Raw genomic sequence first — 14731 nt, forward strand, 5'->3', positions numbered from 1 at the left:
TCGTCGAGGACGCGCGGCGGGTCAGGCGAGCCGGCGCGCCAGCTCGACCAGCGTCTCCGTGGTCCCGCCGTCCAGTTTAACGGTGGCCCGCGGGTCGCCCTTGGTCTCCCCCGGTTGACGATCACGATCGGGAGGCGCTTGCGGCGGGCCTCCTCCAGGAGCCGGATGCCGGAGTTCACCACGAGCGACGAGCCCGCGATGATCAGCGCGTCCGCCGCGCGCACCAGGGAGCTGGCCTCCCGGTACTTCTCGGCCGGGATGAACTCCCCGAAGAACACCACGTCGGGCTTCAGGTGGCCGCCGCAGACCGTGCAGTCCGGGACGACGAAGGAGTCGACGTCGGTGACGATCGCGTCGCCGTCCGGGGCGATCTCGACGGCGCCCTCGGTCGCCAGCCACGGGTTCGCCGCGTCGATGCGCGCGGTGATCGCCTCGCGCGCGAAGATCTGGCCGCAGACCAGGCAGACGACGCGGTCCATCGAGCCGTGCAGGTCGACCACACGGCGGCTGCCCGCCTGCTTGTGGAGGCCGTCCACGTTCTGCGTGATGACGCCGTTCGCCGCGCCCGCGACCTCCAGAGCCGCAAGCGCGCGGTGGCCGTCGTTCGGGTGCGCCGCCGCGAACCGCCGGTAGCCGAGGTGACTGCCGGCCCAGTACCGCTTGCGGTACCGGTCGTCGGCGAGGAACTGCTGGAAGGTCATGGGCGTGCGCTTCGGAGCGCCCTCGCCGCGGTAGTCGGGGATGCCGGAGTCCGTCGACACGCCTGCGCCGGTCAGCACCGCGAAAGTCCGCCCGGCGAGGAGCCCCTCGACCTCGTCGATGCCGCGCGAGAGCTCGGGTGAGAGCTCGGTCGTCAGCGTGGTCACTGGCACCTCCCGGTCGGTTCTTCCCGAAGTCTAAACCGGCCGCTTTTCGAGTTTGTTTCCGGCGACTGGCAATCTGGACGGGTGCAGATCCACCGTGTGACCGACCTGACCGCCGACGGCCTCGCCGACTACTCCCGCCTGACGGACGTCGCGCTGCGGCGTGTGACCGAGCCGGAGGGGGCCTCTACATCGCGGAGTCGACCAAGGTCATCACCCGCGCGCTGGCCGCGGGCCACCGTCCGCGGTCCGTGCTGCTGCAGGAGCAGTGGCTGGACGATGTGGCGCCGCTGCTGGCCGACTATCCGGACGTCCCGGTGTTCGTGGGGGACTCGGCGGTGCTGGAGCAGCTCACCGGATACCACCTCCACCGCGGGGCGCTGGCGGCGATGCACCGTCCGGAACTGCCGGACCCGGGGGAGCTGCTCGCGGGAGCGCGCCGGGTCGTGGTGCTGGAGGACATCGTCGACCACACGAACGTCGGGGCGATCTTCCGCAGCGTCGCCGGCCTCGGCGCCGACGCGGTGCTGATCAGCCCGCGTTGTGCAGACCCGCTCTACCGGCGGAGCGTCCGGGTGAGCATGGGCACCGTCCTCCAGGTGCCGTGGACGCGCCTCCCGGAGTGGGACGAGGCGGCGCCGCTGCTGCATGAGGCCGGCTTCGAGATCGCTGCGCTCGCCCTCGCGGACGACGCCGTCGGACTGGACGAGTACGCCGCCCGGGCTCCGGAGCGCGCGGCGCTCGTGTTCGGGGCGGAGGGCGACGGGTTGAGCCGGCGTGCGCTGGCGGCGGCGGACACGGTGGTGACCATCCCGATGCTGCACGGCGTGGACTCGCTGAACGTGGCGTCGGCGAGCGCGGTGGCGCTGTGGGCGATGCGGGTGGCGTCGGAGGCGTGATCGTCTGGCGCGTTCTCAGCGGATGCCTCACTGGGTCCCCCTAGAATCCGAAGGTGCCTCAGCAAGTCCTCGCCGATCCGCCGCGCAGTCTGAACCGCAAGCAGGTCTACCGCCGTCGCCGGATCGTCGTCTTCGGGGTCGGGGGCGTGCTCCTGATCGCCCTGCTCTACGTGTTCGGTTCGATCCTCACCCCGGTGCCGGCCACCGCCGCGGTCACGCAGCACGAGACCTCCCTCACGCAGGCCGCCGCGCAGCTCAACTGGCCGGGCTACGGGTCGGCCGGGATCACCGCGCCCGACTTCCCCGGCGCGACCCAGTACCACGGCAGCGACGCGAGCATGCCGATCGCGAGCATGACCAAGACGATCACGGCGCTCGTCGTGCTTCAGGCCAAGCCGCTCGACGGAAACGCGGACGGGCCGACCATCTCGTTCACGCAGAAGGATGTCGACATCTGGAACCAGGTCATCGCCGCCGGCGGCTCCTGGGCCCCGGTGAAGGCGGGCACGTCGATGACGGAGAAGCAGGCGCTCACCGCGATGCTCCTCCCGTCGGCCAACAACTACGCCATCTCCCTGGCGAACTGGGCGTACGGCTCCACCTCCGCGTACCTCAAGGCGGCGAACGGCTGGCTCGCGTCGAAGGGCTTCAGCGGCACCAAGGTGGTGACACCGGACGGCCTCGACCCCGGCAACGTGAGCACCACGAAGGACCTGATCGGCATCGGCAAGCTCGTGCTCGCCTCGCCCGCGCTGTCGGCGATCGTCTCGGAGAAGTCGGCGACCCTCCCGGGAGCCGGCGCGCAGGACAACACGAACGCGCTGCTGGGCGTGGACGGTGTGGACGGCATCAAGACAGGCAACACCGACGAGGCGGGATTCTGCCTGCTGTTCTCGGCCGAGGTCCCCGTCGGCACGGAGAAGGTGCGCGTGGTCGGCGTGGTGCTGGGCGCGGCCGACCACGACACGCTGTGGGCCGGGGTGAGCGGGCTGCTGACGAGCATGCAGTCCGGCTTCCACGAGGTGACGGCGGCGACGACCGGACAGGTCTTCGGGTCGTACACGACCAAATGGGGCGCGGCCTCCAACGTGGTGGCGACCTCGGGACAGAGCTTCGTCGTGTGGTCGGACACGCCGATCACCGTCGACCTGACGACGCAGCGACTGCAGTCGGGGTTCAAGGGCGACATCGTGGGGCACGTGACGTTCACCGTCAACGGGGTCGCGAAGACGGTGGACCTGGCGCTCGCGAAGGATGTGCCGGACCCGGGGTTCGGGTGGCGCTTGGCGCATCCCGGGGGACTGGGGACCTAGTCCTCGCTCCCGACGGCCTGCGCTGACCGCGCGGGTGAGACTCGGGGTGAGGTCGTATCCCGTGGTCCCGGGCGCCCCGTGGCTTCGGGAGGTCGGGAGGTGGGATGACGTCGTGCGTCCCCTTACCGTGTTGAGGTTCCCCGACATCCGCTGAGGCCCCACATCACATGACGTCTGACACCCAGCCCCTCACGCGCGCCGAAGCCCGTGGGCGCCGCTCCTCCACCACGACGAGCGGTCCGGCGACTCCTCCCACGATCAAGCGACTCGACCTGCAGGGCCTGCGCGCTCTCGCGGTCGGGCTCGTCGTGCTCAATCACGCGTTCGAGTGGCCGGCGGGGGCTTCGTCGGCGTCGACATCTTCTTCGTCATCTCGGGCTTCCTGATGACGTCGCTGCTGTACCGGGAGTACGAGCGCTCGGGCACGATCCGCTTCCTCGCGTTCTACCGCCGCCGCATCCGCCGGCTGATCCCGGCCTCCGCGACCGTGATCGCGGTGACGGTCGCGGGAGCCTTCGCGCTGTTCGGCCCCGGACGGTTCCTCTCGACGGTGTGGGACGGCGTCGCGGCGCTCTTCTTCGTGTCCAACTGGCGGTTCGCGGCCGTGTCGACGGACTACTTCGCGCAGGGCGCGCAGACGTCGCCGCTGCAGCACTACTGGTCGCTCAGCCTGGAGGAGCAGTACTACCTGGTCTGGCCGGTCGCGGTCCTGGTGCTGGGGCTGCTCGCGGCGGGCCGACACCGTCCGCGGGTCCTGGCCGGCGCGCTGTGCGCCGTGATCACGGCAGGCCTCTTCCTGGTGGCCCTCCAGCTCACCCAGGCCGACAGCGCCACCGCGTACTTCATCACGCCGGCGCGGCTGTGGGAGCTCTCGGTGGGCTCCACGGTGGCTCTCTGCATGCCGCTGTTCGACCGCCTGCCTGCGGTGTGGCGGCCGGTGCTCATGCTGCTGTCGCTGGCGGGGATGCTGACCGCGTCGGTGATCACGCCATCGGGGGCTGGCTTCCCGGCGCCGGGGGCGCTCGTCGCCGTGGTGAGCGCGGCGGTGTTCATCGCCTTCCCGTGGCGGCCGCGACTCGCGTGGCTGAATCCGCTCGCCAACCCGGTCATGACGCACGTCGGCGATATCTCGTACTCGCTGTACCTGTGGCACTTCTCGGCGCTCATCCTCATCACGGAGGCGTTCCGGGGGCTGCCGGGGGAGAAGACGGCGATCCCGGCGGTCGTGTCGATCGTGGTCGCGTTCGGGTTGTCGGAGGTGACGTACCGGTTCGTGGAGGAGACGGTGCGGAAGTCGCGGTGGTTGGAGCCGCAGAAGAAGCGTCGCAGGACCCGCGGCTCGGCGTCCAAGGCCGTGGTGCTTGGAATCGCGGCGACAGCGACGGCCGCCGTTCTGGTACTTGCGTTCTTCGTCGATCGCCAGGCCAGGAACCCGGAAGTCACCGCTGAGAAGACGCCGCCGCCTACGCCAGGAAACGCGCTCGAACGTGGAGTCGACGGGAGCGAGCTCGACTCCTTGTCGTCAGCGATCGCGACCGCCCTGAAGGAGAAGAGCTGGCCAGCGCTCGACCCGAGCATGGACAGCGTGATCGCCGGCTACAAGCGGGATGAAGCGACGAATGCGTGCGCGAATCAGATCTTTCCCGGCTTGGAGGCTTGTACGTGGGGCGCCGGGGACGCGCCGCATTCGTTGGTGATCGTGGGCGATTCGACATCGGCCAGCTATGTTCCGCTGCTCCGAGCGCTTGCGGAAAGCTCGAACGGCCAGCTCAAGGTCAGCTCGCTCGGAATGTACGGGTGCCCCTTCGTCGAATTCGAGACAACCAACGGGGGCGAGTCCTTCAACAAGGCGTGCCCCGGTCGCAAAGAACAGGCGATCGAAACCATCGCTGCGATGAAGCCGGACATCGTCGTCGTCTCCAACACCTACATCCCGCTCACGAAGACCAGCGACGGCAAAACATTCACGCCGAAGGAGTACGCCGACGGAGTGCGCCCATTCCTCGTACGGATCGCACCGAACGTGGGCACGGTCCTGCTCTTGGCACCCCCACCCGCTGAGAAGGATGTGCGCGAGTGCTACTCACCTCGAACGGGGCCGGACGCGTGTGTGTCGACGGTGCCTTCACGATGGAAGTCAATGGGATCCGCCGAGTCCGCGCTCGCGACCGAGTTCGACGGAGCCTGGATCGACAGTCGGCCGCTCTTCTGCGTGTCGTCGCGGTGCCCCGCGTTCGCCGCGGGCATGCCGATCAAGTTCGATGACATCCATCTGACCGAGGAGTACTCACGGCACATCGCCCCGGCGTTCGTGGAGCTCCTTGCTCGGCAGCAGATCAGTGTCACTGGAGAAGCAGTCGCTAGGCCGCCCTCGTCGTGACGAGCGCGTGCGTCCCGCCCTTACCCCTCATCCACTTCGATCACGAACGGCCCCGCCTGCGGCCGTTTCGGCAGCACATGATCCCCCGACGACTGGTGCCGGACGCGTCGCAGCACCCACGGCACGAGGTACTCCCGCGCCCACGACAAGTCTTCCGCGCGGGCCTGCCGCCACGTCCGGGTCGGCAGCGGCTCGGGCGCCAGCGGCTGGAGGTCGTTGTCCACATTCAAGGCCGCCAGGACCATGCGCGCGACCGTGTGGTGGCCGAGCGGAGCCAGGTGGAGGCGGTCCGGCGCCCACATGCGGACGTCTTGGATCTCCGTCAGCGACCACTGGTCGGCCACGATCGCGTCGTACTTCGCCGCGACCGCGCGGACGTTCTCGTTGTAGATCGCGACCTTGCCGCGGATGCCGCGGAAGACGGGGAGAAGCCCACGTCCACTCCGGTGAAGACCACCACCGTGGCGCCGTCCGCGCTCAACCGGCCGACCGCCTCGTCGAGCAGCGCGGCGATCGCGTCCGGCTCGGTGCCGGGGCGGATGACGTCGTTGCCGCCGGCCGAGATGGTGATGAGGTCGGGGTGGAGGGCGACCGCCACGTCGACCTGCTCGTCCAGGATCTGCTTGATCAGCTTGCCGCGGACGGCCAGGTTCGCGTAGGCGAAGTCGTCCGTCTTGCTGCTCAGCACCTCCGCCACGCGGTCGGCCCAGCCGCGATGGCCGCCCGGGCTGCGCGGCTCCGGGTCGCCGATGCCCTCGGTGAACGAGTCGCCGAGCGCGACGTAGCGGGACCACGGATGCTGAGCTTCGACCATCCCACCATTCTGCATCGCGAACGCACCCGCCCACGATTGTCAGGCGGCTCCGGTAGATTCGATCCAAGTGGAGACGAACGCAGCACCCTCGCCCGATGAGCCCGGGATGAGCGCAGGCGTACCCGCGGACGCGGCAGAGCTGGAGCTTTCCGCCGGCGCCCGCGCGGGCAGCTTTGCCGCCGAGCACCTCTCCCCGTCGTTCCCCGAGCGTGCCGCCTGGGGCACCGCGGGCAAGCTTCGCGCCTGGCAGGCGGAGGCGCTCGACGCCTACTTCGTGAACGAGCCGCGCGACTTCCTCGCGGCCGCGACGCCCGGCGCAGGAAAGACCACGTTCGCGTTGCGCCTCGCGACCGAGCTGCTGTCGCGGCGCGTGATCGAGCGGGTCACCGTCGTGGCGCCCACCGAACACCTCAAGCGGCAGTGGGCGGAGGCCGCAGCCCGGGTCGGCCTCCACCTCGACCCCGACTTCCGCAACGCGGACGGCCGGTACGCCCGGCACTACAAGGGCGCGGCGGTCACCTACGCACAGGTGGCGATGCGGCCGAGCCTGCACAAGGACATCACCGAGTCGTACCGCACACTTGTCATCCTCGACGAGGTGCACCACGGCGGCGACGCGCTCTCCTGGGGCGACGGGATCCGGGACGCGTTCGAGCGTGCCACCCGGCGGCTGTCGCTGACCGGGACGCCGTTCCGGTCCGACACCGCGCCGATCCCGTTCGTGTCGTACTTGCCCGACCGGCAGGGCATCCGCACCTCGGTCACCGACTACAACTACGGGTACGGCCGCGCGCTCAGCGACGGCGTCGTGCGCCCGGTGATCTTCATGGTCTACGCCGGGCACATGCGCTGGCGCACCAAGACCGGCGACGAGATGGAGGCGCGGCTCGGCGAGGGCAACACCAAGGACATCACGTCGCAGGCCTGGCGCACGGCGCTCGACCCGCGCGGCGAGTGGATCCCGGCGGTGCTGAACGCAGCGGATCGCCGGCTCACGGAGGTGCGCAACTCCATCCCCGACGCCGGCGGCCTGGTGATCGCGACCGACCACTACGCGGCCCGCGCCTACGCCGACCTGCTGCAGCAGATCAGCGGGGAGCCCGTCACCGTCGTGCTGTCGGACGAGAAGGAGGCCAGCGATCGGATCGCCGACTTCGCCGCGGGCGAATCGCGGTGGATGGTCGCGGTCCGGATGGTGTCGGAGGGCGTCGATGTGCCGCGTCTGGCGGTCGGTGTGTACGCGACGAGTGCATCCACTCCGCTGTTCTTCGCGCAGGCGATCGGACGCTTCGTGCGGGCGCGGCGACGCGGCGAGACGGCGTCGGTGTTCCTGCCGAACGTCCCGACGCTGATGGCGCTGGCGAACGCGCTGGAGTTGGAGCGCGACCACGCGCTCGACCGGCCGTCGGCCGAGGGCGGCGAGGGCGACCTCTGGAACCCGGAGGACGCGCTGGTCGCGGAGGCCAACAAGGAGGGCCGGGCCTCGGAGGCGCTCACCGAGCAGTTCGCGTTCGAGGCGCTCGGATCGGAGGCGAACTTCGACCGCGTCGTGTACGACGGGCGCGAGTTCGGCGGGTTCGCGGTGCCGGGCACGGACGAAGAGCTCGACTTCATCGGCCTCCCCGGCATCCTGGAGCCCGACCAGGTGCACGACCTCCTGATGCAGCGCCAGCAGCGGCAGGCGCGGCGGCATTCGGCCCGGCCGGCCGCCGCGGACGGGCACCCGCCCGCGCCGCTGCACCGCACGCTCAAGGAGCAGCGGCAGCTGCTCAACAGCCTGGTCGGCCTCTACTCGAAGAACTCGGGGGAACCGCACGGCCTCATCCACGCCGAACTGCGTCGGGTCTGCGGGGGACCTGCGGTGGCGCAGGCGAGCGTGTCGCAGCTCCAGGCGCGCATCGAGTGGCTGCGCAAGCGGATCGGGCGGTAGCGGCGCGCGGCCGCCCCGTGCGTCAGATGACGCCGAGCGCCAGCATCGCGTCCGCCACCCGGACGAACCCCGCGACGTTCGCGCCCAGCACGTAGTCGCCGGGCGCGCCGTACTGCTCGGCGGTCTCCGCACAGCGGTCGTGGATGGCGGTCATGATCTCGTCGAGGCGCTTCTCGGCGTACGCGAACGTCCACGCGTCCCGCGACGCGTTCTGCTGCATCTCCAGGGCCGAGGTCGCCACACCGCCCGCGTTCGCCGCCTTGCCGGGAGCGAACAGCACGTCCGCCGCACGCAGCACGTGGACAGCCTCCGGCGTGCACGGCATGTTCGCACCCTCCACCACGGCGGCCACACCGTTGCCCGCGAGCGTCGCGGCGGCGGTCGCGTCCAGCTCGTTCTGCGTGGCGCACGGGATCGCGACATCGATCGGGGTCTCCGCCGCGAGCGCCCAGATGTCGCCGTTCGCGCGGAACTCAGCGGACGAACCCCGTCGGGCCGCGTACTCGGACAGGCGCGCCCGCTCCACTTCCTTGAGCTGCCGGAGCAGGTCGACGTCGATGCCGTCGCGGTCGTAGACGACGCCGGAGGAGTCCGAGCACGCCACGACGGTGCCGCCGAGCTGGTGCACCTTCTGGATGGCGTAGACCGCGACGTTGCCGGAGCCGGAGACGAGGACGCGCGCGCCGTCGAAGGAGCGGCCGCGGGTCGCCAGCATCCGCTGCGCGAACACGACGGCGCCGAACCCGGTCGCCTCGGTGCGGACCAGCGAGCCGCCCCAGCCGACGCCCTTGCCGGTCAGGACGCCCGACTCGTAGCGGTTCGTGATCCGCTTGTACTGGCCGAACAGGTAGCCGATCTCCCGGCCGCCCACGCCGATGTCGCCCGCCGGCACGTCCGTGTACTCGCCGAGGTGACGGTACAGCTCGGTCATGAACGACTGGCAGAACCGCATCACCTCGGCGTCGGAGCGGCCCTTGGGGTCGAAGTCGCTGCCGCCCTTGCCGCCGCCGATCGGGAGGCCGGTGAGCGCGTTCTTGAAGATCTGCTCGAAGCCGAGGAACTTCACCGTGCCGAGCGTGACGCTCGGGTGGAAGCGCAGGCCGCCCTTGTACGGACCGAGCGCGGAGTTGAACTCGACCCGGAAGCCCCGGTTCACACGGATGTTGCCCTCGTCGTCGGTCCACGGCACCCGGAAGATGAGCTGACGCTCCGGCTCGGTGATCCGCTCCAGTACGGCCGCCCGCGCGTAGTGCGGGTTGGCCTCGATGACCGGACCCAGCGAGCCGAGCACTTCGCGTGCCGCCTGATGGAATTCCGGCTCGCCGGCGTTGCGGCGGAGGACGTCGTCCAGGAGGGAGGAGAGCACGGGAGTCACACAAAAGCCTTTCTCGAACGTAAGATTTCTGAGTCTACTCTCATGAAACTCGTCGCCTACGCCGCTGTGGCGATCCTGTCCGGTGGTTCGATGGGTGGATGAGCACGGAGCGCGACGCCGAACACGGCATCATCGACCGCCGGGAACGGTTCCTGGAGATCCTCTTCCGCGTCACCCTGGTGCTGAAGGGCGCGGACGGCGTGCTCGAGCTGGTCGGCGGAGTCCTGCTGCTCTTCCTGACGCCGCAGCGGATGAACGCGGTCGTGGTCTTCCTCACGCAGCACGAGCTCGGCGAGGACCCGAACGACCCGGTCTCCAACTGGATCGTCCACTTCGGCCACACCCTCACGGGCTCGGAGACGTTGTTCGGCGCGGTCTACCTGCTGCTGCACGGCGTCGTGAAGGTCGTGCTCGTCTGGGCCGTGCTGAAGGAGCAGCTCTGGGCGTACCCGTGGATGATCGGCTTCCTCGCCGTGTTCATCGGCTGGCAGGGCTGGGAGCTGGCCAGGCACTTCTCCTGGGGGCTGCTCGCGCTGACCGCGTTCGACGTGCTGATCGTGGTGCTGACCGTGCACGAGTATCGCGTGCAGCGCCGGTTGCGGGACGCGAGGCGCGCGGAAACGGCCGAGCGCGCTGAGCCCGCCGCGGGTTAGGTTCGGCTGCGCTTGCTGGAAAAGGAACCGCGGGGTTCCTAGGCTGACCCTATGACCGCGGAGACTGTGAACGGAAACCACCCCGACGAGCCGCATCGCGAGGGGCTCTCGCAACGACTCAACTGGTTGAGGGCCGGCGTGCTCGGCGCCAATGACGGCATCGTGTCGGTCGCAGCGGTCGTCGTCGGTGTCGCGGGGGCGACCCCGTCCATCCCGGCCATCCTGACCGCCGGCCTCGCCGCCCTCGTCGGCGGCGCTATCTCGATGGCGCTCGGCGAGTACGTGTCGGTGAGCAGCCAGCGCGACAGCGAGCACGCGCTCATCGCCAAGGAGAAGCGTGAGCTGGCGGAGATGCCGGAGGAGGAGCTCGCCGAGCTGACCGGCCTGTACGAGGCGAAGGGGCTGAAGCCGGAGACGGCGCGGAAGGTGGCGATCGAGCTCACCGAGCACGACGCCTTGGCAGCGCACCTCTCCGCAGAGCTGGGCATCGACCAGGACGATGTGGTCAGCCCGTGGCACGCCGCGATCGCTTCGGCGATCGCGTTCACGATCGGCGGCATCCTCCCGCTGCTGACCATCCTGACGCCCACGGCCATCCGCATCCCGCTGACCTTCGTGGTCGTGCTGATCGCGCTTGCGGCCACCGGCTACGTCGCGGCGTGGATCGGAGGCGCCTCGCGCGGCAAGGCGATGATCCGCGTGGTCATCGGCGGCGCGCTGGCGCTGGCGGCGACCTTCGCGATCGGCGCGCTGCTCGGCACGAAGATCGGCTGAGCCGCGGCGGCGGGAAGGGAAGGGGGAGGGATGAAGGAGAAGCAGGAGATCGTCCGGGACTGGCTGCCCCGCTACACGGGGACGCCGCTGGAGGAGTTCGGCGAGCACATCCTGCTCACCAACTTCGGCGACTACGTCTACCGGTTCGCGGAGTGGTACGGCGCCGAGGTACGCGGCACCGACCGGTCGATGCCGAACGCGACCGCCGATGGCATCACGATGATCAACTTCGGGATGGGCAGCCCCAACGCGGCGACGATCATGGACCTGCTGAGCGCGGTGAGCCCGAAGGCGGCGCTCTTCCTCGGCAAGTGCGGCGGTGTCAAGAAGAAGAACCAGCTCGGCGACCTGGTGCTCCCCATCGCGGCGATCCGCGGCGAGGGCACGTCGAACGACTACCTGCCGCCCGAAGTCCCCGCGCTCCCGGCGTTCCAGCTCCAGCGCGGTGTGTCGACCACCATCCGCGACTTCGGGCACGACTACTGGACGGGCACCGTCTACACCACGAACCGGCGCGTGTGGGAGCACGACGACACCTTCAAGACGTACCTGCGGCAGACCCGCTGCATGGCGGTGGACATGGAGACCGCGACGATCTTCGCGGCCGGGTTCGCCAACCACATCCCGGTCGGCGCGCTGTTGCTGGTGTCCGATCAGCCGATGGTTCCGGAGGGCGTCAAGACCGCCGAGAGCGACCGCAGCGTCACCGCGCAGTTCGTGGAGCGGCACATCCGCATCGGGGTGGAGTCGCTGCGGCTGGTGCGGAGGAACGGCCGCAGCGTCAGGCACCTGCGGTTCGAGGACGCCTGACGCTCTCCGTCGACGTCAGTGGCCGGTCAGCGGGGCCATCGCGCGGGCGATGAGGGAGCGGCGCCCGGTGGCGCGTTCCTCGAGGTCGGCGCCCTCCATAGCGACGAGCCCGGCGTTGGCCCCCAGGAACCGGAGCGGCTCCGGCTCCCAGCGCGGCGAGCGGTGGCCGACCCAGGGCAGGGCGGTGAGGTCGGTGCGCTTGTCCGCGATCAGGTCGGCCAGCGTTCGGCCGGCGAGGTTCGTCGTGCTCAGCCCGTCGCCGACGTAGCCGCCGGCCCAGGCCTCGCGAGCGCCTCGGTCGATCCCGACGGCCGCGTGCCAGTCGCGCGGCACGCCGAGCGGGCCGCCCCAGTGGTGCGTGATCCGCACGCCGGCGACCGCCGGGAACAGCTCGCCGAGCGTCCGGACGAGGTGGTGGCGCACGCGCGGAGAGCGGTCGTAGGAGGTGCGGATGGCGCTGCCCAGGTGGTAGCGCGCACCGCGGCCGCCGAACGCGATCCGGTTGTCGGCTGTGCGCTGGCCGTAGACGATCAGGTGGCGGAAGTCGGCGAAGGTCTGGCCGTGCTGGATGCCGATGCGTTCCCACACCGAGTCAGGCAGCGGCTCGGTCGCGATCATCAGCGAGTAGAGGGGAGGACGCTCCGGCCGACCTGGGGGAGCTGCGAGCCGTAGCCTTCGGTGGCGTTCACGACCGTGCCCGCCGTCACTGTCCGCTCGACGTCGCCGACGCGCACGCGCACGACGCCGTCCGCCCAGCCGACGACCTCCGTCCCTTCGGCGATGGTGGCCCCGCGCCGCTCGACGGCTCGGGCGAGGCCGCGGACGAGCTTGGCGGGGTGGACGCGTGCGCAGGCGGGCGTGACCGTCGCAGCGATGGCGTCCGGGACCCCGTAGCGCGTGCGGACCGTCTCGGTCCCGGCGAGGGACACCTGGTCGACGCCGAACTCCTCCGACTCCGCGAACTCGGCCCGCGCCGACGCGAGCTGCACCCGGTCGCGGGCGAACGTCACCGTCCCGCCGCGGACGTAGTCGCAGTCGATGTCTTCGGCGGCGGCGACCCGGCCGACCTCGTCCACCGTGTCGACCATGGCCTGCCGCTGGGCGATCGCGGCGTCGCGGCCGTAGCGGGCGGCGAGCGCGGAGGCCGACCACGGGAACAGCGCCGAGCACCAGCCGCCGTTGCGGCCGGACGCGCCGAAGCCGGCGACCTCCCGCTCCAGCAGCAGGATCCGCAGGCCGGGGTCGAGCTCCTGGAGGTAGTAGGCGGTCCAGAGCCCGGTGAGGCCGGCGCCGACGATGGCCACGTCGACGGTGGCGTCGTCGGCCAGCCCGGGGCGGTGCCGGAAGCCGTCCTCGGCCTCGGCGATCGAGTCGAACCAGAAGCCGACACTGCGGTAGTCCACGTCACTCCTCAACATCCACGGCGAAAACTGCGGGAAAAAGCGAACGAGTCCGCGCCCCGCCGTGATGGTGCGGTGCGCGGACTCGTTCGGTGGTGCGTTCCTTAGAGGTGGTTGCTCGCCTCGGTGAGCACCGACTCCAGGATCTGTCGGATCTCCACGAACTCGTCCGGGCCGATGGTGAGCGGCGGGGCGAGCTGGACGACGGGGTCGCCACGGTCGTCGGCGCGGCAGTACAGACCGGCGTCGTACAGCGCCTTCGAGAGGAAGCCGCGCAGCAGGCGCTCCGACTCGTCGTCGTCGAAGGTCTCCTTGGTCGCCTTGTCCTTCACCAGCTCGATGCCGAAGAAGTAGCCGTCGCCGCGGACGTCGCCCACGATCGGGAGGTCGAGCAGCTTCTCCAGCTCGGCGCGGAACAGCGGCGAGTTCTCGCGGACCCGCTCGTTGAGCCGCTCCTCCTCGAAGATGTCCAGGTTCGCCAGCGCGACGGCCGAGGACACCGGGTGGCCGCCGAACGTGTAGCCGTGGTAGAACGACGTGTTGCCGTGCTTGAAGGGCTCGTAGATCCGGTCGCTGATGATCGTCGCGCCGATGGGGGAGTACCCGGAGGTCATGCCCTTGGCGCAGGTGATCATGTCGGGCACGTAGCCGTACTGGTCGCAGGCGAACATGTGGCCGATGCGACCGAAGGCGCAGATGACCTCGTCGCTGACCATCAGCACGTCGTACTTGTCGCAGATCTCGCGCACCCGCTGGAAGTAGCCGGGAGGCGGCGGGAAGCAGCCGCCGGAGTTCTGCACCGGCTCGAGGAAGATCGCGGCGACCGTCTCCGGACCCTCGAACTGGATCATCTCCTCGATGCGGTTCGCGGCCCAGACGCCGAAGGCCTCGATGTCGTCGGTCGGTGCGCCCATCTCGCCCGCGCGGTAGAAGTTGGTGTTCGGGACGCGGAACCCGCCCGGGGTCAGCGGCTCGAACATCTCCTTCATAGCGGGGATGCCGGTGATGGCCAGCGCGCCCTGCGGGGTGCCGTGGTAGGCGACGGCGCGGGAGAGCACCTTGTGCTTGGTCGGGCGCCCCTGCAGCTTCCAGTAGTACTTGGCCAGCTTGAAGGCCGTCTCGACGGCCTCGCCGCCGCCGGTGGAGAAGAAGACGCGGTTGAGGTCGCCGGGCGCGTAGTGCGCGAGGCGGTCCGCGAGCTCGATCGCGTTCGGGTGGGCGTACGACCAGATCGGGAAGAAGGCGAGCTGCTCGGCCTGCTTCGCGGCCACTTCGGCGAGGCGCTTGCGGCCGTGCCCGGCGTTCACGACGAACAGGCCGGAGAGGCCGTCGATGTAGCGCTTGCCGTGGTCGTCCCAGATGTGGTGGCCCTGGCCGCGCGTGATGATGGGGACGCCGTGGCCCTCCTCCATCACCGACTGGCGTGCGAAGTGCATCCAGAGGTGGTCGCGTGCCTTCGCCTGCAGGTCTGCCTCATCGGGTGTGATGGGCTCGCCGAACGTTTCAACGGTTGTCGTCAT

10 protein-coding genes and 3 pseudogenes are annotated in these 14731 nt (G+C 70.1%); 7 read left to right on the plus strand and 6 right to left on the minus strand.

Translation table 11 applies throughout. The annotated features are described in order from the left end of the window. Window positions 1–21: 21 nt before the first annotated feature. Window positions 22–866 (minus strand): annotated as a pseudogene (locus ACRAWC_RS00450) (Sir2 family NAD-dependent protein deacetylase). 81 nt (window positions 867–947) lie between these two features. On the opposite strand from ACRAWC_RS00450, the pseudogene ACRAWC_RS00455 reads away from it, so the two are divergent. The 3 genes and pseudogenes from ACRAWC_RS00455 to ACRAWC_RS00465 all read left to right on the plus strand — a co-directional run bounded on the left by ACRAWC_RS00455 (window position 948) and on the right by ACRAWC_RS00465 (window position 5455). Continuing rightward, window positions 948–1762, plus strand: a pseudogene (locus ACRAWC_RS00455) (TrmH family RNA methyltransferase). A 53-nt stretch (window positions 1763–1815) separates the two neighbouring features. Then, complete coding sequence (locus ACRAWC_RS00460) at window positions 1816–3075, plus strand: D-alanyl-D-alanine carboxypeptidase family protein (RefSeq protein ID WP_431345981.1); 1260 nt, start codon at window positions 1816–1818, stop codon at window positions 3073–3075. A gap of 328 nt (window positions 3076–3403) precedes the next feature. Beyond that, on the plus strand, window positions 3404–5455 hold the full coding sequence (locus ACRAWC_RS00465) for an acyltransferase family protein (RefSeq protein ID WP_431345982.1): 2052 nt from the start codon (window positions 3404–3406) through the stop codon (window positions 5453–5455). Between the two features lie 20 nt (window positions 5456–5475). Here the strand turns inward: ACRAWC_RS00465 and ACRAWC_RS00470 are convergent. Beyond that, a pseudogene (locus ACRAWC_RS00470) lies at window positions 5476–6269 on the minus strand (SGNH/GDSL hydrolase family protein). 106 nt (window positions 6270–6375) lie between these two features. Here ACRAWC_RS00470 and ACRAWC_RS00475 point away from each other — a divergent pair. Continuing rightward, window positions 6376–8199 (plus strand): DEAD/DEAH box helicase, encoded by a 1824-nt coding sequence (locus ACRAWC_RS00475; RefSeq protein ID WP_431345983.1) that lies wholly within the window; start codon window positions 6376–6378, stop codon window positions 8197–8199. Between the two features lie 22 nt (window positions 8200–8221). Here the strand turns inward: ACRAWC_RS00475 and gdhA are convergent, their stop codons facing one another. Beyond that, entirely contained in the window at window positions 8222–9574 is a 1353-nt protein-coding gene (gene gdhA, locus ACRAWC_RS00480; RefSeq protein ID WP_431345984.1) for an NADP-specific glutamate dehydrogenase, read from the minus strand. Window positions 9575–9672: 98 nt separating this feature from the next. On the opposite strand from gdhA, the gene ACRAWC_RS00485 reads away from it, so the two are divergent. Genes ACRAWC_RS00485 through ACRAWC_RS00495 form a run of 3 tightly spaced genes read left to right on the plus strand, consistent with a single transcriptional unit; the run spans window position 9673 to window position 11811 of the window. Further along, on the plus strand, window positions 9673–10227 hold the full coding sequence (locus tag ACRAWC_RS00485) for a DUF2127 domain-containing protein (protein ID WP_431345985.1): 555 nt from the start codon (window positions 9673–9675) through the stop codon (window positions 10225–10227). A gap of 51 nt (window positions 10228–10278) precedes the next feature. Continuing rightward, on the plus strand, window positions 10279–11001 hold the full coding sequence (locus ACRAWC_RS00490; protein WP_431345986.1) for a VIT1/CCC1 transporter family protein: 723 nt from the start codon (window positions 10279–10281) through the stop codon (window positions 10999–11001). Window positions 11002–11031: 30 nt separating this feature from the next. After that, window positions 11032–11811 carry an AMP nucleosidase gene (locus ACRAWC_RS00495; protein ID WP_431345987.1) on the plus strand — a complete coding sequence of 260 codons (780 nt, stop codon included), beginning with the start codon at window positions 11032–11034 and terminating at the stop codon, window positions 11809–11811. A 15-nt stretch (window positions 11812–11826) separates the two neighbouring features. Here ACRAWC_RS00495 and ACRAWC_RS00500 read toward each other — a convergent pair whose 3' ends face one another. The 3 genes from ACRAWC_RS00500 to ACRAWC_RS00510 all read right to left on the minus strand — a co-directional run bounded on the left by ACRAWC_RS00500 (window position 11827) and on the right by ACRAWC_RS00510 (window position 14731). Further along, window positions 11827–12429, minus strand: a complete 603-nt coding sequence (locus tag ACRAWC_RS00500; protein WP_431345988.1) for an NAD(P)/FAD-dependent oxidoreductase — start codon at window positions 12427–12429, stop codon at window positions 11827–11829. After that, window positions 12429–13214 carry an NAD(P)/FAD-dependent oxidoreductase gene (locus tag ACRAWC_RS00505; RefSeq protein WP_431345989.1) on the minus strand — a complete coding sequence of 262 codons (786 nt, stop codon included), beginning with the start codon at window positions 13212–13214 and terminating at the stop codon, window positions 12429–12431. Before ACRAWC_RS00505 ends, ACRAWC_RS00500 begins: the two co-directional genes overlap by 1 nt. A 101-nt stretch (window positions 13215–13315) precedes the next feature. After that, the gene (locus ACRAWC_RS00510; RefSeq protein WP_431345990.1) at window positions 13316–14731 is read right to left on the minus strand and encodes an aspartate aminotransferase family protein; all 1416 of its coding nucleotides are present in this window, start codon (window positions 14729–14731) and stop codon (window positions 13316–13318) included.

This window comes from Leifsonia sp. L25, assembly GCF_050632895.1.

What these genes read in the sequence shown, in the direction of transcription:
- ACRAWC_RS00475 (WP_431345983.1), top strand. Translation starts at nt 6,376, where the DNA reads ATGAGCGCAGGCGTACCCGCGGACGCGGCAGAGCTGGAGCTTTCCGCC.
- ACRAWC_RS00500 (WP_431345988.1), bottom strand. Translation starts at nt 12,429, where the DNA reads ATGATCGCGACCGAGCCGCTGCCTGACTCGGTGTGGGAACGCATCGGC.
- ACRAWC_RS00495 (WP_431345987.1), top strand. Translation starts at nt 11,032, where the DNA reads ATGAAGGAGAAGCAGGAGATCGTCCGGGACTGGCTGCCCCGCTACACG.
- ACRAWC_RS00510 (WP_431345990.1), bottom strand. Translation starts at nt 14,731, where the DNA reads ATGACGACAACCGTTGAAACGTTCGGCGAGCCCATCACACCCGATGAG.
- ACRAWC_RS00490 (WP_431345986.1), top strand. Translation starts at nt 10,279, where the DNA reads ATGACCGCGGAGACTGTGAACGGAAACCACCCCGACGAGCCGCATCGC.
- ACRAWC_RS00485 (WP_431345985.1), top strand. Translation starts at nt 9,673, where the DNA reads ATGAGCACGGAGCGCGACGCCGAACACGGCATCATCGACCGCCGGGAA.